Raw genomic sequence first — 13,003 nt, 5'->3', positions numbered from 1 at the left:
AGTTGGTGATGAAAGTTCGTGCATCGGTGAAAAAGCTGTGCCGTAACTGCAAGATTATTCGCCGCGAAGGTGTTGTTCGAGTAATTTGCAGCGCGGAACCGCGTCACAAACAGCGCCAAGGCTGAGTGTGATCCGCTTGAAGCCCGGCAGCTAGTGCGCTGCCGGGTTGATTATTTGTTATTACAGCGATATTATCTCGCGCCCTATTTCTTGGCTTCCGGGGCGTAGGTAGCTGTCAATTGGAGTCCCACTGAATGGCCCGTATTGCAGGCGTTAACATTCCAGATAACAAGCACACTGTTATCTCGCTGACCTACATCTATGGTGTTGGTCGCACTACTGCGCAGAAAATTTGCGCAGTTGCTGGGGTAAACCCAGCCGCTAAGATCAAGGATCTGAGCGACGAGCAGATTGAACAGCTGCGTGGCGAAGTGGCGAAGTTCACCACTGAAGGTGACCTGCGTCGCGAAATCAACATGAAAATCAAGCGTTTGATGGACCTCGGTTGCTATCGCGGTCTGCGTCATCGTCGTGGTCTTCCAGTACGCGGTCAGCGTACCAAGACTAACGCGCGTACCCGTAAAGGTCCGCGTAAGCCGATCCGCAAGTAATCGCCCCAGCGAATCGACAGGAAAATTATCATGGCAAAACCTGCTGCTCGTCCTCGTAAAAAAGTTAAAAAGACAGTGGTTGATGGCATCGCCCACATCCATGCATCTTTTAACAACACCATCGTGACCATCACCGACCGTCAAGGTAACGCGCTTTCTTGGGCTACCTCCGGTGGTTCGGGTTTCCGCGGTTCCCGCAAGTCCACCCCGTTTGCTGCTCAAGTAGCTGCTGAACGTGCTGGTCAAGCTGCGCTGGAATACGGCCTGAAAAACCTCGACGTTAACGTCAAAGGTCCAGGTCCAGGTCGTGAGTCTGCTGTCCGTGCTTTGAACGGCTGTGGCTATAAGATCGCCAGCATCACCGACGTGACGCCAATCCCGCACAACGGGTGCCGTCCGCCGAAGAAGCGCCGCGTGTAATCCAGGAGATTGTAAAGAATGGCTCGTTACATTGGTCCAAAATGCAAACTCGCTCGTCGCGAGGGCACCGATCTCTTCCTGAAGAGCGGCGTGCGCGCGATCGAATCGAAGTGCAACATTGAAGCAGCACCTGGTATCCACGGCCAACGCCGCGGTCGCCAGTCCGATTACGGCACCCAACTGCGTGAAAAGCAGAAGGTCCGTCGTATCTACGGCGTTCTCGAGCGTCAGTTCAGCGGCTACTACAAAGAAGCTGCTGGCAAGAAAGGTGCAACCGGTGAAAACCTGCTGCAACTGCTCGAATGCCGTCTGGACAACGTTGTATACCGTATGGGCTTTGGTTCGACTCGTGCCGAATCCCGTCAGCTGGTATCGCACAAGTCGATCAGCGTTAACGGTCAGACCGTAAACGTTCCGTCCTACCAGGTTCGTGCTGGTGACGTGGTCGCAGTTCGCGAGAAAGCAAAAAACCAACTTCGCATTGTCCAAGCTCTCGATCTGTGTGCCCAACGTGGCCGCGTAGAATGGGTAGAAGTAGACACTGAGAAGAAGTCGGGCGTTTTCAAGAACGTTCCTGCTCGCAGTGATCTGTCCGCCGACATCAACGAAAGCCTGATTGTCGAGCTCTACTCCAAGTAAGGGCTAGAAAATAGGTGCATCCATGCAGATTTCGGTAAATGAGTTCCTGACACCCCGCCACATTGATGTGCAGGTTGTCAGTCCAACCCGCGCCAAGATCACTCTCGAGCCTCTCGAGCGTGGTTTTGGCCACACCCTGGGCAACGCGCTGCGCCGCATCCTGTTGTCCTCAATGCCCGGCTGTGCAGTAGTCGAGGCCGAGATTGACGGTGTGCTCCACGAGTACAGCGCCATCGAAGGTGTACAGGAAGACGTAATTGAAATCCTGTTGAACCTTAAAGGTCTGGCTATCAAGCTGCACGGCCGTGACGAAGTTACGCTGACCTTGTCGAAGAAGGGTTCGGGGGTGGTTACCGCTGCCGATATTCAGCTGGATCATGATGTCGAGATCGTTAACCCCGATCACGTAATCGCTAACCTGGCGTCTAACGGCGCCCTGAACATGAAGCTCACTGTAGCTCGTGGTCGTGGTTATGAACCGGCCGACTCGCGTCAGAGCGATGAAGACGAAAGCCGCAGCATTGGTCGCTTGCAGCTTGACTCTTCGTTCAGCCCGGTTCGCCGTATCGCATACGTGGTGGAAAACGCCCGTGTCGAGCAGCGTACTAACCTGGACAAGCTGGTTATTGATCTGGAAACCAACGGTACCCTGGATCCTGAAGAGGCTATTCGCCGCGCTGCAACCATTCTGCAACAGCAGTTGGCTGCGTTCGTCGACCTCAAGGGTGACAGCGAGCCAGTGGTAATCGAGCAAGAAGACGAGATCGATCCGATCCTGCTTCGCCCGGTTGACGATCTGGAACTGACTGTACGTTCGGCTAACTGCCTTAAGGCGGAAAACATTTACTACATCGGCGACCTGATTCAGCGTACCGAAGTAGAACTGTTGAAGACTCCGAACCTGGGCAAGAAATCCTTGACTGAAATCAAGGACGTTCTGGCCTCCCGCGGTCTGTCCCTCGGCATGCGCCTCGACAACTGGCCGCCTGCAAGTCTTAAGAAGGACGACAAGGCGACTGCCTGATCGTCGTAATCACCGAACGTGAGTTTGGTAAGGAATGAACCATGCGTCATCGTAAAAGTGGTCGTCACCTGAGCCGTACCAGCTCGCACCGCAAGGCCATGTTCCAAAACATGGCGGTGTCGCTGTTCGAGCACGAGCTGATCAAAACTACACTGCCGAAAGCTAAAGAACTGCGTCGCGTTGCTGAGCCGCTGATCACTTTGGCCAAGACAGACAGCCTGGCTAACCGCCGTCTGGCTTTCGACCGTACTCGTTCGAAAGCTATCGTTGGTAAGCTCTTCAACGACCTGGGCAAGCGTTACGCTACCCGTGAGGGTGGCTACCTGCGCATCCTCAAGTGCGGTTTCCGCGCTGGCGACAACGCGCCTATGGCGTATGTCGAGTTGGTTGATCGTGCTACTGCTGGCGAAGCTGTATCCGCCGAGTAAGACGACAAGCTGTAACGAAGAACCGGGCCTAGTGCCCGGTTTTTTGTGCGCGCAAGAAAAGCTCAATAGATACAAGCTTTCACTCATCGGCGCTGGGTACTATGGCTACTGGAGGGTTATTAGTTATTTTCTATTGATGCGTACGATTTAATGAATTTGTACACGTCATGTTGATGATCAATACTCCCTCCAAGCCGATTAGCCGGCAGTTTCAAGCCCGACCTGAGGAAGATTGCGCATGAGCCAGAATAAAGTCCTTACCACCGCCAGCGGCGCCCCTGTCGCAGACAACCAGAACTCGCGTTCCGCCGGCCCTCGCGGCCCGTTGCTGCTCGACGATTTTCACCTGATCGAGAAGCTCGCTCACTTCAACCGTGAAAACATCCCTGAGCGTCGTGTGCACGCCAAAGGTTCGGGTGCCTACGGTACGTTCACTGTGACAAAAGACATCACCCAGTACACCAGCGCCAAGCTGTTCGAATCGGTTGGTAAGCAAACGCCGACCTTCCTGCGGTTCTCCACTGTAGGTGGTGAGCGCGGTTCGGCTGACACCGAGCGAGATCCACGTGGCTTCGCCTTGAAGTTCTACACCGAAGAAGGCAACTGGGACATCGTGGGTAACAACACCCCGGTGTTTTTCATCCGCGACCCATTGAAATTCCCGGACTTTATCCACACCCAGAAACGCCTGCCGCAAAGCAACCTGAAAAGCGCGCAGATGATGTGGGACTTCTGGTCGCACTCTCCTGAGGCGCTGCACCAGGTCACCATCCTGTTTTCGGACCGCGGTATTCCAGATGGCTATCGCCACATGCATGGCTTCGGTAGCCACACGTACAGCCTGATCAATGCCAAGGGCGAACGTCATTGGGTGAAATGGCACTACAAGACCAAGCAAGGTATCAAGAACCTGGCGCCAGCCGAGGCTGCCCGACTTGCAGGGACTGATCCTGACTATGCCCAGCGTGATCTGTTCGGGGCGATTGAGCGCGGTGACTTCCCGAAATGGCGCGTCTGCATCCAGATCATGACTGAGGCCCAGGCGAATGCTCATTACGAGAACCCGTTTGACGTGACCAAGACCTGGTCGCAAAAAGAGTTCCCGTTGATTGAGGTGGGTGAGCTGGAGCTCAACCGCAATCCGCAGAACTACTTCGCTGAAGTAGAACAGGCTGCATTCGGCCCAAGCAACATGGTTCCAGGTGTAGGTCTGTCGCCGGACCGCATGCTGCAAGGTCGGGTTTTCGCTTACGCAGATGCCCACCGCTACCGTGTCGGCACCAACCACCAGCAATTGCCGGTGAATGCGCCACGCAACCCGGTGAACAGCTACCAGCGTGACGGTTCGATGGCCTTCGGCAGTAACGGTGGTGCGGCGCCCAACTACGAGCCAAACAGCTACGCCGATGCACCCAAGCAAGCTGCGCAATATGCCGAACCTGCACTTGCCCTGAGCGGCGCCGCGGATCGTTACGATCATCGTGAAGACACCGACTACTACAGCCATGCGGGTGCGTTGTTCCGCCTGATGAACGATGAGCAAAAAGCTCTGCTTACCAGCAACATTGCCGGTGCGATGGCGGGGGTTTCCAGCGATGTGGTCCAGCGTCAATTGCAGCATTTCTACAAGGCCGACCCGGCTTATGGAGAAGCAATCGCAAAGGCACTGGGTGTATCGCTTAACTGACTCTAAACGATAAGCAGAACCGCCCTCATTTGGGCGGTTTTTGCGTTATTTCAGCTACTTTTCTCCGGAAATCTTCACTTTTCTGCCGTTGATCCCGTGACCTTAAAGTCATCATGGTTCAAACTACAGCCTTTCAAGTAGGGAGATGTAGGGCGATGCAAGGTCACCCCGACGTAATCGATTACCTCAACACGTTGCTGACGGGCGAACTGGCAGCTCGTGACCAATATTTCATCCACTCGCGTATGTACGAAGACTGGGGCTTTACCGAGCTTTACGAACGTATCAACCATGAGATGGAAGAAGAGGCACAGCATGCTGACGCGCTGATGCGCCGTATCCTGATGCTCGAAGGCACGCCACGCATGCGTCCCGATGACCTGGATGTGGGCACAACGGTGCCTGACATGCTCGCTGCCGACCTGCGCCTCGAATACAAGGTCCGTGCGGCCCTGTGCAAGGGCATCGAGCTGTGTGAGCAGCACAACGACTATGTCACCCGGGAAATACTGCGTGTCCAGTTGAATGACACCGAAGAAGATCACACCTATTGGCTGGAAAAGCAGTTGGGCCTGATCAAGTTGATTGGCCTGGAGAATTACCTGCAATCGCAGTTCTAACTTCCGGCTACAAAAAAGCCCCTGTCACCGCAACGTGACAGGGGCTTTTCATTGGGACCTGAAAATCAGGCCCGGTCGCGCGCCAACAACGGCTTCAAGTAATAACCCGTGTGTGACTGCGACATCTCGGAGACTTGCTCCGGTGTGCCCACGGCGATGATCTGGCCGCCCTTGGAGCCACCTTCCGGCCCCAGGTCCACCAACCAGTCAGCGGTCTTGATTACATCGAGGTTGTGCTCGATCACCACCACGGTATTGCCGTGGTCGCGAAGGCGGTGCAGTACGTCAAGCAATTGCTGGATATCCGCGAAGTGCAGGCCGGTGGTCGGCTCATCGAGGATGTACAGGGTCTTGCCGGTATCTCGCTTGGACAGCTCGCGAGACAACTTGACCCGCTGCGCCTCGCCCCCCGATAAGGTGGTCGCCGATTGCCCCAGCTTGATATACGACAGGCCTACATCCATCAACGTCTGCAGCTTACGCGCCAGTGCCGGTACCGCGTCGAAGAATACCCGGGCTTCCTCGATGGTCATCTCGAGGGTTTCGTGGATGCTTTTGCCCTTGTACTTGATCTCCAGGGTTTCGCGGTTGTAGCGCTTGCTCTTGCACACGTCGCACGGTACGTAGATGTCCGGCAGGAAGTGCATCTCTACCTTGATCAGGCCGTCGCCCTGGCATGCTTCACAGCGCCCGCCCTTGACGTTGAACGAGAACCGGCCAGGCCCATATCCCCGCGAGCGGGATTCTGGAACGCCAGCAAACAGCTCGCGAATTGGCGTAAACAATCCGGTGTAGGTCGCCGGGTTGGAGCGCGGTGTGCGGCCGATCGGACTCTGGTCAATATCGACCACCTTGTCCAGGTGTTCCAGGCCCTTGATGCTGTCATGGGCAGCCGCTTCCAGGGTGGTCGCGCCGTTCAGGGCGGTGGCACTCAATGGGAACAACGTGTTGTTGATCAGCGTCGACTTGCCCGAGCCGGAAACACCGGTCACGCAGGTCAGCAGGCCCAGCGGAATCTCCAGGTCGACATTGCGCAGGTTGTTCCCGCGCGCGCCTTTGAGATGCAGCGCCATTTTCTTGTTACGCGGAGTACGCTTGGCAGGTACTTCGATCTTCACCCGGCCAGACAAATACTTGCCGGTCAACGAGTCGGGGTGGGCCATTACTTCGGCAGGCGTACCCTCGGCAACGATATGTCCACCATGCACGCCAGCACCCGGGCCGATATCGACCACATAATCTGCCAGGCGGATAGCGTCTTCGTCGTGCTCGACCACAATCACGGTGTTGCCGATATCCCGCAGGTGTTTCAGCGTACCCAGCAGGCGATCGTTATCCCGCTGGTGCAATCCAATCGACGGCTCATCGAGGATATACAGAACGCCTACCAGGCCCGCACCAATCTGGCTGGCCAAGCGGATCCGCTGTGCTTCACCACCCGACAAGGTATCGGCGCTGCGATCCAGCGACAGGTAGTCCAGGCCGACGTTGACCAGGAACTGCAACCGCTCGCGAATCTCCTTGAGGATTTTGTCGGCAATCTCCCCGCGACGCCCGGTCAGCTTAAGCACACCAAAGTATTCGCATGCATCGCCAATCGGCAGGTTGGTCACCGCCGGCAGGGTTTTCTCGCCTACCCACACATGTCGTGCTTCACGGCGCAGGCGCGTGCCCCGGCAATCCGGGCAAGGCTGGGTGCTGAGGAATTTAGCCAGTTCTTCACGCACGCTCGCCGATTCGGTTTCGCGGTAGCGGCGCTCCAGGTTCGGCACGATGCCTTCGAACGGGTGCGAGCGCTTGACGATATCGCCGCGGTCGTTCAGGTATTTGAAGTCGACATTCTGCGAACCGCTGCCATTGAGGATGACCTTCTGCTGGTCTGCCGGCAGTTGGTTGAACGGCACTTCCAGGCTGAACTTGTAGTGGGAAGCCAATGACCCCAGCATCTGGAAATAGTAGACGTTACGCCTGTCCCAGCCACGTATCGCCCCCTCGGCCAGGGTCAGGTCGCCATTGACCAGGCGCTTGATATCGAAAAACTGCTTCACGCCCAGGCCATCGCACGTCGGGCAGGCGCCGGCCGGGTTGTTGAAGGAAAACAGCTTGGGTTCCAGCTCGCTGATGGCATGGCCACAGATCGGGCAGGCGAAGCGCGCGGAGAAGATGATCTCTTCGCCCGGCTCGTCATCCATGGGGGCCACCAGGGCAATGCCATCGGCCAGCTTCAGCGCGGTCTCGAAGGATTCCGCCAACCGCTGCTGCAAGTCGGCGCGCACCTTGAAACGGTCGACCACCACATCGATCGAATGCTTTTTCTGCTTGTCGAGCTTCGGCGCTTCATCCAGCTCATACAGCTTGCCGTTGATGCGTGCGCGTACGAAGCCTTGGGCCCGCAGCTCTTCGAAGACCGAAAGGTGTTCGCCTTTGCGCTCGCGGATAACGGGCGCCAGCAGCATCAGCTTGGCGCCTTCCGGCTGGGCCAGCACCAGGTCGACCATCTGGCTGACGGTCTGGGCTTCCAGAGGAATGTCGTGGTCCGGGCAACGCGGAATACCAACCCGCGCGTACAGCAGGCGCAGGTAGTCGTAGATCTCGGTAATGGTGCCCACGGTGGAACGTGGGTTGTGGGAGGTCGACTTCTGCTCGATGGAGATCGCCGGCGACAGCCCTTCGATGGTGTCGACGTCGGGCTTTTCCATCATCGACAGGAACTGCCGGGCATAGGCCGACAGCGATTCCACATAACGACGCTGACCTTCGGCATACAGCGTGTCGAACGCCAGGGACGACTTGCCGGAGCCGGACAAACCGGTGATGACGATCAGTTTGTCCCGGGGCAGGGTCAGGTCGATGTTCTTCAGGTTGTGGGTTCTAGCCCCACGAATCAGGATCTTGTCCAAGATGGCCTCGCACGGCGGGCGTAAATAATGCCGGAGTATACGGCTAAAGACTGGATGAATATACACTGTCAAAAGGCCGCTTGCAGCCTTACATGAAAGCTGCGCGGCAAAGCGCCGCATATACCCTCTCAATCGATGGGACTGGTAGAATCGCCGCCGGTTCACACGAGGTTTTTCCATGCACGATCCCCACAGCGAACGCATGAGTAGCGGCGAGACCCGAGCGGCAAGCGGTCTGGCCCTGGTGTTCGCCTTCCGTATGCTGGGCATGTTTATGGTGTTGCCGGTACTGGCGACCTATGGAATGGATCTCGCAGGCGCGACCCCCGCTTTGATCGGCCTGGCGATTGGCGCCTATGGCCTGACCCAGGCGATTTTCCAGATTCCGTTCGGGATCATTTCCGACCGCATTGGCCGTCGCCCGGTGATTTATCTCGGGTTGATCGTGTTCGCCTTGGGCAGCGTGCTCGCGGCCCAGTCCGATTCGATCTGGGGCGTGATCGCCGGGCGCATCCTGCAGGGTGCGGGCGCGATTTCCGCTGCGGTCATGGCCTTGCTGTCGGACCTGACCCGTGAACAGCACCGCACCAAGGCCATGGCCATGATCGGCATGACCATCGGCCTGTCGTTTGCCGTGGCCATGGTGGTCGGCCCTTTGCTGACCCGTGCGTTTGGCTTGCACGGGTTGTTCCTGGCCACCGGTGGCATGGCATTGTTCGGTATCGTGATAGTGGCCTTTATGGTGCCGCGCTCTACTGGCACGCTGGCCCATCGTGAATCCGGTGTCGCCCGCCAGGCGTTGCTGCCCACGCTCAAACACCCAGACCTGCTGCGCCTGGATTTGGGTATCTTTGTGTTGCACGCCATGTTGATGTGCAGCTTCGTCGCCTTGCCCCTGGCCCTGGTGCAAAAAGCCGGCCTGCCCAAAGAACAGCATTGGTGGGTGTACCTTACCGCGCTGCTGATTTCGTTCTTCGCCATGATCCCGTTCATCATCTATGGCGAGAAAAAACGCAAAATGAAACGAGTTCTGCTCGGCGCCGTCGCGACGCTGATGCTCACTGAGCTATTCTTCTGGCAGTTCGGCGACAGCCTGCGGGCGCTGGTCACCGGCACGGTGGTATTTTTCACCGCGTTCAACCTGCTGGAGGCTTCATTGCCTTCGCTGATCAGTAAAGTTTCACCGGCCGGCGGCAAGGGCACGGCGATGGGGGTGTATTCCACCAGCCAGTTCCTGGGTTCCGCACTGGGCGGCATCATGGGTGGCTGGATGTTCCAGCATGGCGGTTTGTCGGTTGTTTTCCTGGGATGCGCCGGGCTGGCTGCACTTTGGCTGGCCTTTGCTGTTACCATGCGCGAACCTCCCTATGTGACGAGTCTGCGCTTGCCGTTATCGCCCGACGCGATGCGCGAAGCAGGCCTGGCCGAGCGCCTGAAGACCGTCACCGGGGTTACCGATGCCGTGGTTGTCGCTGAAGAAGCCGCCATCTACATCAAACTAGATACCGAATTATTGGATCGCGCGACGCTCGAGCAACTGGTCAACCCAGTGCCGACAGCGCGCCCAGCTTAGGAGAACGTTATGGCCCGTGGGGTTAACAAAGTCATATTGGTCGGTACGTGCGGCCAGGATCCCGAAGTTCGCTACTTGCCTAACGGTAACGCCGTGACCAACCTGAGTCTGGCGACCAGCGAGCAGTGGACCGACAAGCAGACCGGCCAGAAAGTCGAGAAGACCGAATGGCACCGCGTGTCGATGTTCGGCAAGGTTGCGGAGATCGCCGGTGAGTACCTGCGCAAAGGTTCGCAGGTATACATCGAAGGCAAGCTGCAAACCCGCGAGTGGGAAAAAGACGGTATCAAGCGCTACACCACCGAAATCGTGGTCGACATGCAAGGCACCATGCAACTGCTGGGCGGCCGTCCACAGGGCGACCAACAGGGCCAGGGCGGCATGTCCAACTCGGCACCGCGTCCACAGCAGTCGCGTCCGCAGCCAGCCCAGCAGCCACAGCGTGAATCGCGCCCAGCGCCACAACAGGCTGCGCCGCAACCGGCCCAGGATTTCGACAGTTTTGATGACGATATTCCGTTCTAACCTACATAAAAGCGACTCGCTGCAAAAGAACGCGCTGCCTAAGGCCGCGCGTTTTTTTTGTGTACTGCTGCCGACTACAATTGCGCAAAGCGCAACATATCTTGATTGGCTCGCTCCTTGTGCGTGTCGGTCAACCCATGAGGGGCGCCTGTGTATACCAGCAGTTGGGCGTGTGGGATCAAGCGCTTGCTCTCCAGGGCCGAAGCTTGGATCGGTACAATTTGATCGTCGCCTCCATGGATGATCAGCGTGGGGATGTTGAAGTACTTCAGATCATCCCTGAAGTCGGTTTCCGAAAAAGCCTCGATACTGTCAAACGTATTTTTGTGCCCTCCCATTACGCCTTGCATCCAGAACGAATTGATCAAGCCTGGCGACGGCTCGACCCCTGTTCGGTTGAATCCGAAGAATGGTCCGCTTGCGAGGTCAAGATAGAGCTGCGAACGGTTGGCAATGGAGTCGGCGCGCAGGCCGTCGAAAACATCTATCGGCGTCCCCTGCGGATTACTGGGGGTTTTTAACATCAGGGGCGTCACGGCGCAGATCAACCCTGCCTTGGCCACGCGTGCAGTGCCGTGCCGTGCGATATAGCGTGCCACTTCCCCGCCCCCGGTGGAGAAGCCGAAGAGAATCACGGCGGTCAGATCCAAGTGCTCGATCAGTTGCGCCAAGTCATCTGCGTAGTGATCCATGTCATTGCCGGCCCACGGTTGGCTTGATCGGCCATGCCCGCGGCGGTCATGCGCAATGGCACGAAAACCATGGTTGGCGAAGTGCAGCATTTGAGACTCCCAACTGTCGCTGTTCAGCGGCCAGCCGTGGCAAAACACAACGGGCTGACCACTGCCCCAGTCCTTGTAGTAAAGGTCGTTACCTTCGCGGGTTTTCAAATAGGCCATGGCTCAGCTCCATTGACGTGTGGATAATTTTTGGCTGATGGAGGCCAGAAAAATCGTCCGTGGACACTACGCTGGCGTTAAGTTGATGACCCTAAGAAGACTCAACCTGTTTGGGTCGATAATAATTCTAGTCTGTACAGGCGAGGCGTGTGGCGACAGCGCCGAGTTTTCCGCTCACGGACAGGCTTTTAACAGGGGTGGCGATCAATTCGGCTATTTGTTCTCATGGCTCTCAAGTTTTAGGCTGTCGTTCATCTCTAGAACAAGGAAAATTGCGATGACTTGGTCTGCCAAGCAATACACGCTGTTCGAACAGCAACGCACTCGCCCCGTCCGTGATCTGGTCGCGGCCATTCCCACTGCTGACGTGCGCACAGCCGTTGACTTGGGGTGCGGCCCGGGCAACTCCACTGAAGTGCTGGCCAAACGCTTCCCGGAGGCGCAGGTGATCGGCATGGACAGCTCCGATGACATGTTGGCTGACGCCCGCAAGCGCCTGCCGGCGCTGAACTTCGAGCTGGCAGATATCGGTGCCTGGAGTCCGGCACAGAGTTTCGATGTGATCCTGGCCAATGCCTCGCTGCAATGGCTGCCCGACCACGCCACGCTCTACCCGCACTTGATCAACCAACTGAACCCAGGCGGTACGCTGGCGGTGCAAACACCGGATAACCTTGACGAGCCTGCTCACCGGCTGGCCCGCGAAGTCGCGGCCGACGGCCCATGGTCCGCGAAGATCGGCGCGGTCAAACACAATGAGCGGCACACCGCCAGCTACTACTACGAACTGCTGAGTAAGCATTGCAGTGCCGTAGATGTGTGGCGCACCACTTATCAGCACCCGCTGGCGGATCACGCGGCGGTAGTGGAGTGGTTCAAGGCATCGGCATTGCGGCCCTTTCTCGCGCCGTTGAGCAGTGAAGAAAAAACCGCTTTCCTGCAGGCGTACAAGGCGCGAATCACCCAGGCCTATCCGGCCCTGGCCGATGGCACTGTATTGCTGCCGTTCCCGCGGCTGTTCATCATTGCTACACGCTAGAGCCATCGATCCGGGTGGCGGTCACGCGGCCGCCGCTTGCGCCTTCAAGAATTCATCCGTTGACACCACGCCCGCATAGCCGAAGGCCAGGGCTGCCATGTATGCGCCTTGTACTTGAGCCGCTGGGATGACCTGCCCGTTGAACTCCTGATCGCGAGTGGCACACGCGTCATGGATCACCGTGACTTTGTAGCCCAGGTCCGCCGCCGCCCGCACCACGGCATCCACGCACATATGGCTCATGCTGCCGACTACCACCACATCGGTGATGCTGCGCTGTTCCAACAAGGTGCGTAGGTTGGTTTGGCGAAACGCATTCACAAAGTGCTTGAGCACGACCGGTTCATCGCCCTCGTTCAACACCTTGGCATGCAAATGCGCGCCTTCGGAGCCCGGTGTAAAGAACGGTGCGTCGTCGCCTTCGAATTCATGCCGCACATGAATCACTGCATCGCCGGCCTGGCGAAACGCCTGTAGCACTTGCGCCGCCTTGTCCGCCGCGGCTTCCACGCCGTCGAGGGGCCACTTGCCTTGTGGGAAGTAGTCGTTCTGGATATCGATTAGGATGAGCGCCTGCTTGGCCATGTGTATCGCCTCGTGATGGGTTGATGGGCCTAGTATCTTAGCTGGCGATCAGG

Annotated in this window: 14 protein-coding genes; 11 read left to right on the top strand and 3 right to left on the bottom strand. The window is 57.5% G+C overall.

Features of this window, described 5'->3' with window-relative positions:
* Nucleotides 1-8: 8 nt before the first annotated feature.
* The 8 genes from rpmJ to bfr all read left to right on the top strand — a co-directional run bounded on the left by rpmJ (nucleotide 9) and on the right by bfr (nucleotide 5,429).
* Entirely contained in the window at nucleotides 9-125 is a 117-nt protein-coding gene (gene rpmJ, locus BLU48_RS25100; RefSeq protein ID WP_002555468.1) for a 50S ribosomal protein L36, read from the top strand.
* Nucleotides 126-254: 129 nt separating this feature from the next.
* Nucleotides 255-611: a 30S ribosomal protein S13 gene (gene rpsM / locus BLU48_RS25095; RefSeq protein ID WP_003194635.1), complete on the top strand. Its 357-nt coding sequence runs from the start codon at nucleotides 255-257 to the stop codon at nucleotides 609-611.
* 30 nt (nucleotides 612-641) lie between these two features.
* Nucleotides 642-1,031, top strand: a complete 390-nt coding sequence (gene rpsK / locus BLU48_RS25090; protein ID WP_002555466.1) for a 30S ribosomal protein S11 — start codon at nucleotides 642-644, stop codon at nucleotides 1,029-1,031.
* Nucleotides 1,032-1,049: 18 nt separating this feature from the next.
* On the top strand, nucleotides 1,050-1,670 hold the full coding sequence (rpsD, locus tag BLU48_RS25085; protein WP_003176404.1) for a 30S ribosomal protein S4: 621 nt from the start codon (nucleotides 1,050-1,052) through the stop codon (nucleotides 1,668-1,670).
* A gap of 22 nt (nucleotides 1,671-1,692) precedes the next feature.
* Nucleotides 1,693-2,694, top strand: coding sequence for a DNA-directed RNA polymerase subunit alpha (locus BLU48_RS25080; protein WP_003176403.1), 1,002 nt, complete (start codon nucleotides 1,693-1,695; stop codon nucleotides 2,692-2,694).
* 41 nt (nucleotides 2,695-2,735) lie between these two features.
* The gene (gene rplQ, locus BLU48_RS25075) at nucleotides 2,736-3,122 is read left to right on the top strand and encodes a 50S ribosomal protein L17 (protein ID WP_003176402.1); all 387 of its coding nucleotides are present in this window, start codon (nucleotides 2,736-2,738) and stop codon (nucleotides 3,120-3,122) included.
* 238 nt (nucleotides 3,123-3,360) lie between these two features.
* The gene (locus tag BLU48_RS25070) at nucleotides 3,361-4,809 is read left to right on the top strand and encodes a catalase (protein WP_057025352.1); all 1,449 of its coding nucleotides are present in this window, start codon (nucleotides 3,361-3,363) and stop codon (nucleotides 4,807-4,809) included.
* 155 nt (nucleotides 4,810-4,964) lie between these two features.
* Nucleotides 4,965-5,429, top strand: a complete 465-nt coding sequence (gene bfr / locus BLU48_RS25065; RefSeq protein WP_003176400.1) for a bacterioferritin — start codon at nucleotides 4,965-4,967, stop codon at nucleotides 5,427-5,429.
* A gap of 65 nt (nucleotides 5,430-5,494) precedes the next feature.
* Here bfr and uvrA read toward each other — a convergent pair whose 3' ends face one another.
* Complete coding sequence (uvrA, locus tag BLU48_RS25060) at nucleotides 5,495-8,329, bottom strand: excinuclease ABC subunit UvrA (protein WP_057025353.1); 2,835 nt, start codon at nucleotides 8,327-8,329, stop codon at nucleotides 5,495-5,497.
* A 178-nt stretch (nucleotides 8,330-8,507) separates the two neighbouring features.
* On the opposite strand from uvrA, the gene BLU48_RS25055 reads away from it, so the two are divergent.
* Together BLU48_RS25055 and BLU48_RS25050 are read left to right on the top strand one after the other, a co-directional pair.
* Nucleotides 8,508-9,902: an MFS transporter gene (locus tag BLU48_RS25055; protein ID WP_056846331.1), complete on the top strand. Its 1,395-nt coding sequence runs from the start codon at nucleotides 8,508-8,510 to the stop codon at nucleotides 9,900-9,902.
* Nucleotides 9,903-9,911: 9 nt separating this feature from the next.
* Nucleotides 9,912-10,427 (top strand): single-stranded DNA-binding protein, encoded by a 516-nt coding sequence (locus BLU48_RS25050; protein ID WP_043050064.1) that lies wholly within the window; start codon nucleotides 9,912-9,914, stop codon nucleotides 10,425-10,427.
* 74 nt (nucleotides 10,428-10,501) lie between these two features.
* On the opposite strand, the gene BLU48_RS25045 is transcribed toward BLU48_RS25050, so the two are convergent.
* Complete coding sequence (locus BLU48_RS25045) at nucleotides 10,502-11,326, bottom strand: alpha/beta fold hydrolase (RefSeq protein WP_046069762.1); 825 nt, start codon at nucleotides 11,324-11,326, stop codon at nucleotides 10,502-10,504.
* Nucleotides 11,327-11,603: 277 nt separating this feature from the next.
* Between BLU48_RS25045 and tam the strand changes: the two genes are divergently transcribed.
* Nucleotides 11,604-12,365: a trans-aconitate 2-methyltransferase gene (gene tam / locus BLU48_RS25040; RefSeq protein WP_057025354.1), complete on the top strand. Its 762-nt coding sequence runs from the start codon at nucleotides 11,604-11,606 to the stop codon at nucleotides 12,363-12,365.
* Between the two features lie 21 nt (nucleotides 12,366-12,386).
* Here the strand turns inward: tam and BLU48_RS25035 are convergent, their stop codons facing one another.
* Nucleotides 12,387-12,950: a cysteine hydrolase family protein gene (locus BLU48_RS25035; RefSeq protein WP_057025355.1), complete on the bottom strand. Its 564-nt coding sequence runs from the start codon at nucleotides 12,948-12,950 to the stop codon at nucleotides 12,387-12,389.
* Nucleotides 12,951-13,003 lie beyond the last annotated feature (53 nt).

Origin of the sequence: Pseudomonas synxantha (assembly GCF_900105675.1) — a bacterium.
GTDB lineage: Bacteria > Pseudomonadota > Gammaproteobacteria > Pseudomonadales > Pseudomonadaceae > Aquipseudomonas > Aquipseudomonas synxantha.
The sequence above is the reverse complement of the archived record's forward strand: the minus strand, read 5'-3'. Positions and strand labels throughout refer to the sequence as shown.

Coding starts and splice junctions, on each gene's coding strand:
- rpmJ (WP_002555468.1), top strand. CDS start 9: ATGAAAGTTCGTGCATCGGTGAAAAAGCTGTGCCGTAACTGCAAGATT.
- rpsM (WP_003194635.1), top strand. CDS start 255: ATGGCCCGTATTGCAGGCGTTAACATTCCAGATAACAAGCACACTGTT.
- rpsK (WP_002555466.1), top strand. CDS start 642: ATGGCAAAACCTGCTGCTCGTCCTCGTAAAAAAGTTAAAAAGACAGTG.
- rpsD (WP_003176404.1), top strand. CDS start 1,050: ATGGCTCGTTACATTGGTCCAAAATGCAAACTCGCTCGTCGCGAGGGC.
- BLU48_RS25080 (WP_003176403.1), top strand. CDS start 1,693: ATGCAGATTTCGGTAAATGAGTTCCTGACACCCCGCCACATTGATGTG.
- rplQ (WP_003176402.1), top strand. CDS start 2,736: ATGCGTCATCGTAAAAGTGGTCGTCACCTGAGCCGTACCAGCTCGCAC.
- BLU48_RS25070 (WP_057025352.1), top strand. CDS start 3,361: ATGAGCCAGAATAAAGTCCTTACCACCGCCAGCGGCGCCCCTGTCGCA.
- bfr (WP_003176400.1), top strand. CDS start 4,965: ATGCAAGGTCACCCCGACGTAATCGATTACCTCAACACGTTGCTGACG.
- BLU48_RS25055 (WP_056846331.1), top strand. CDS start 8,508: ATGCACGATCCCCACAGCGAACGCATGAGTAGCGGCGAGACCCGAGCG.
- BLU48_RS25050 (WP_043050064.1), top strand. CDS start 9,912: ATGGCCCGTGGGGTTAACAAAGTCATATTGGTCGGTACGTGCGGCCAG.
- BLU48_RS25045 (WP_046069762.1), bottom strand. CDS start 11,326: ATGGCCTATTTGAAAACCCGCGAAGGTAACGACCTTTACTACAAGGAC.
- tam (WP_057025354.1), top strand. CDS start 11,604: ATGACTTGGTCTGCCAAGCAATACACGCTGTTCGAACAGCAACGCACT.
- BLU48_RS25035 (WP_057025355.1), bottom strand. CDS start 12,950: ATGGCCAAGCAGGCGCTCATCCTAATCGATATCCAGAACGACTACTTC.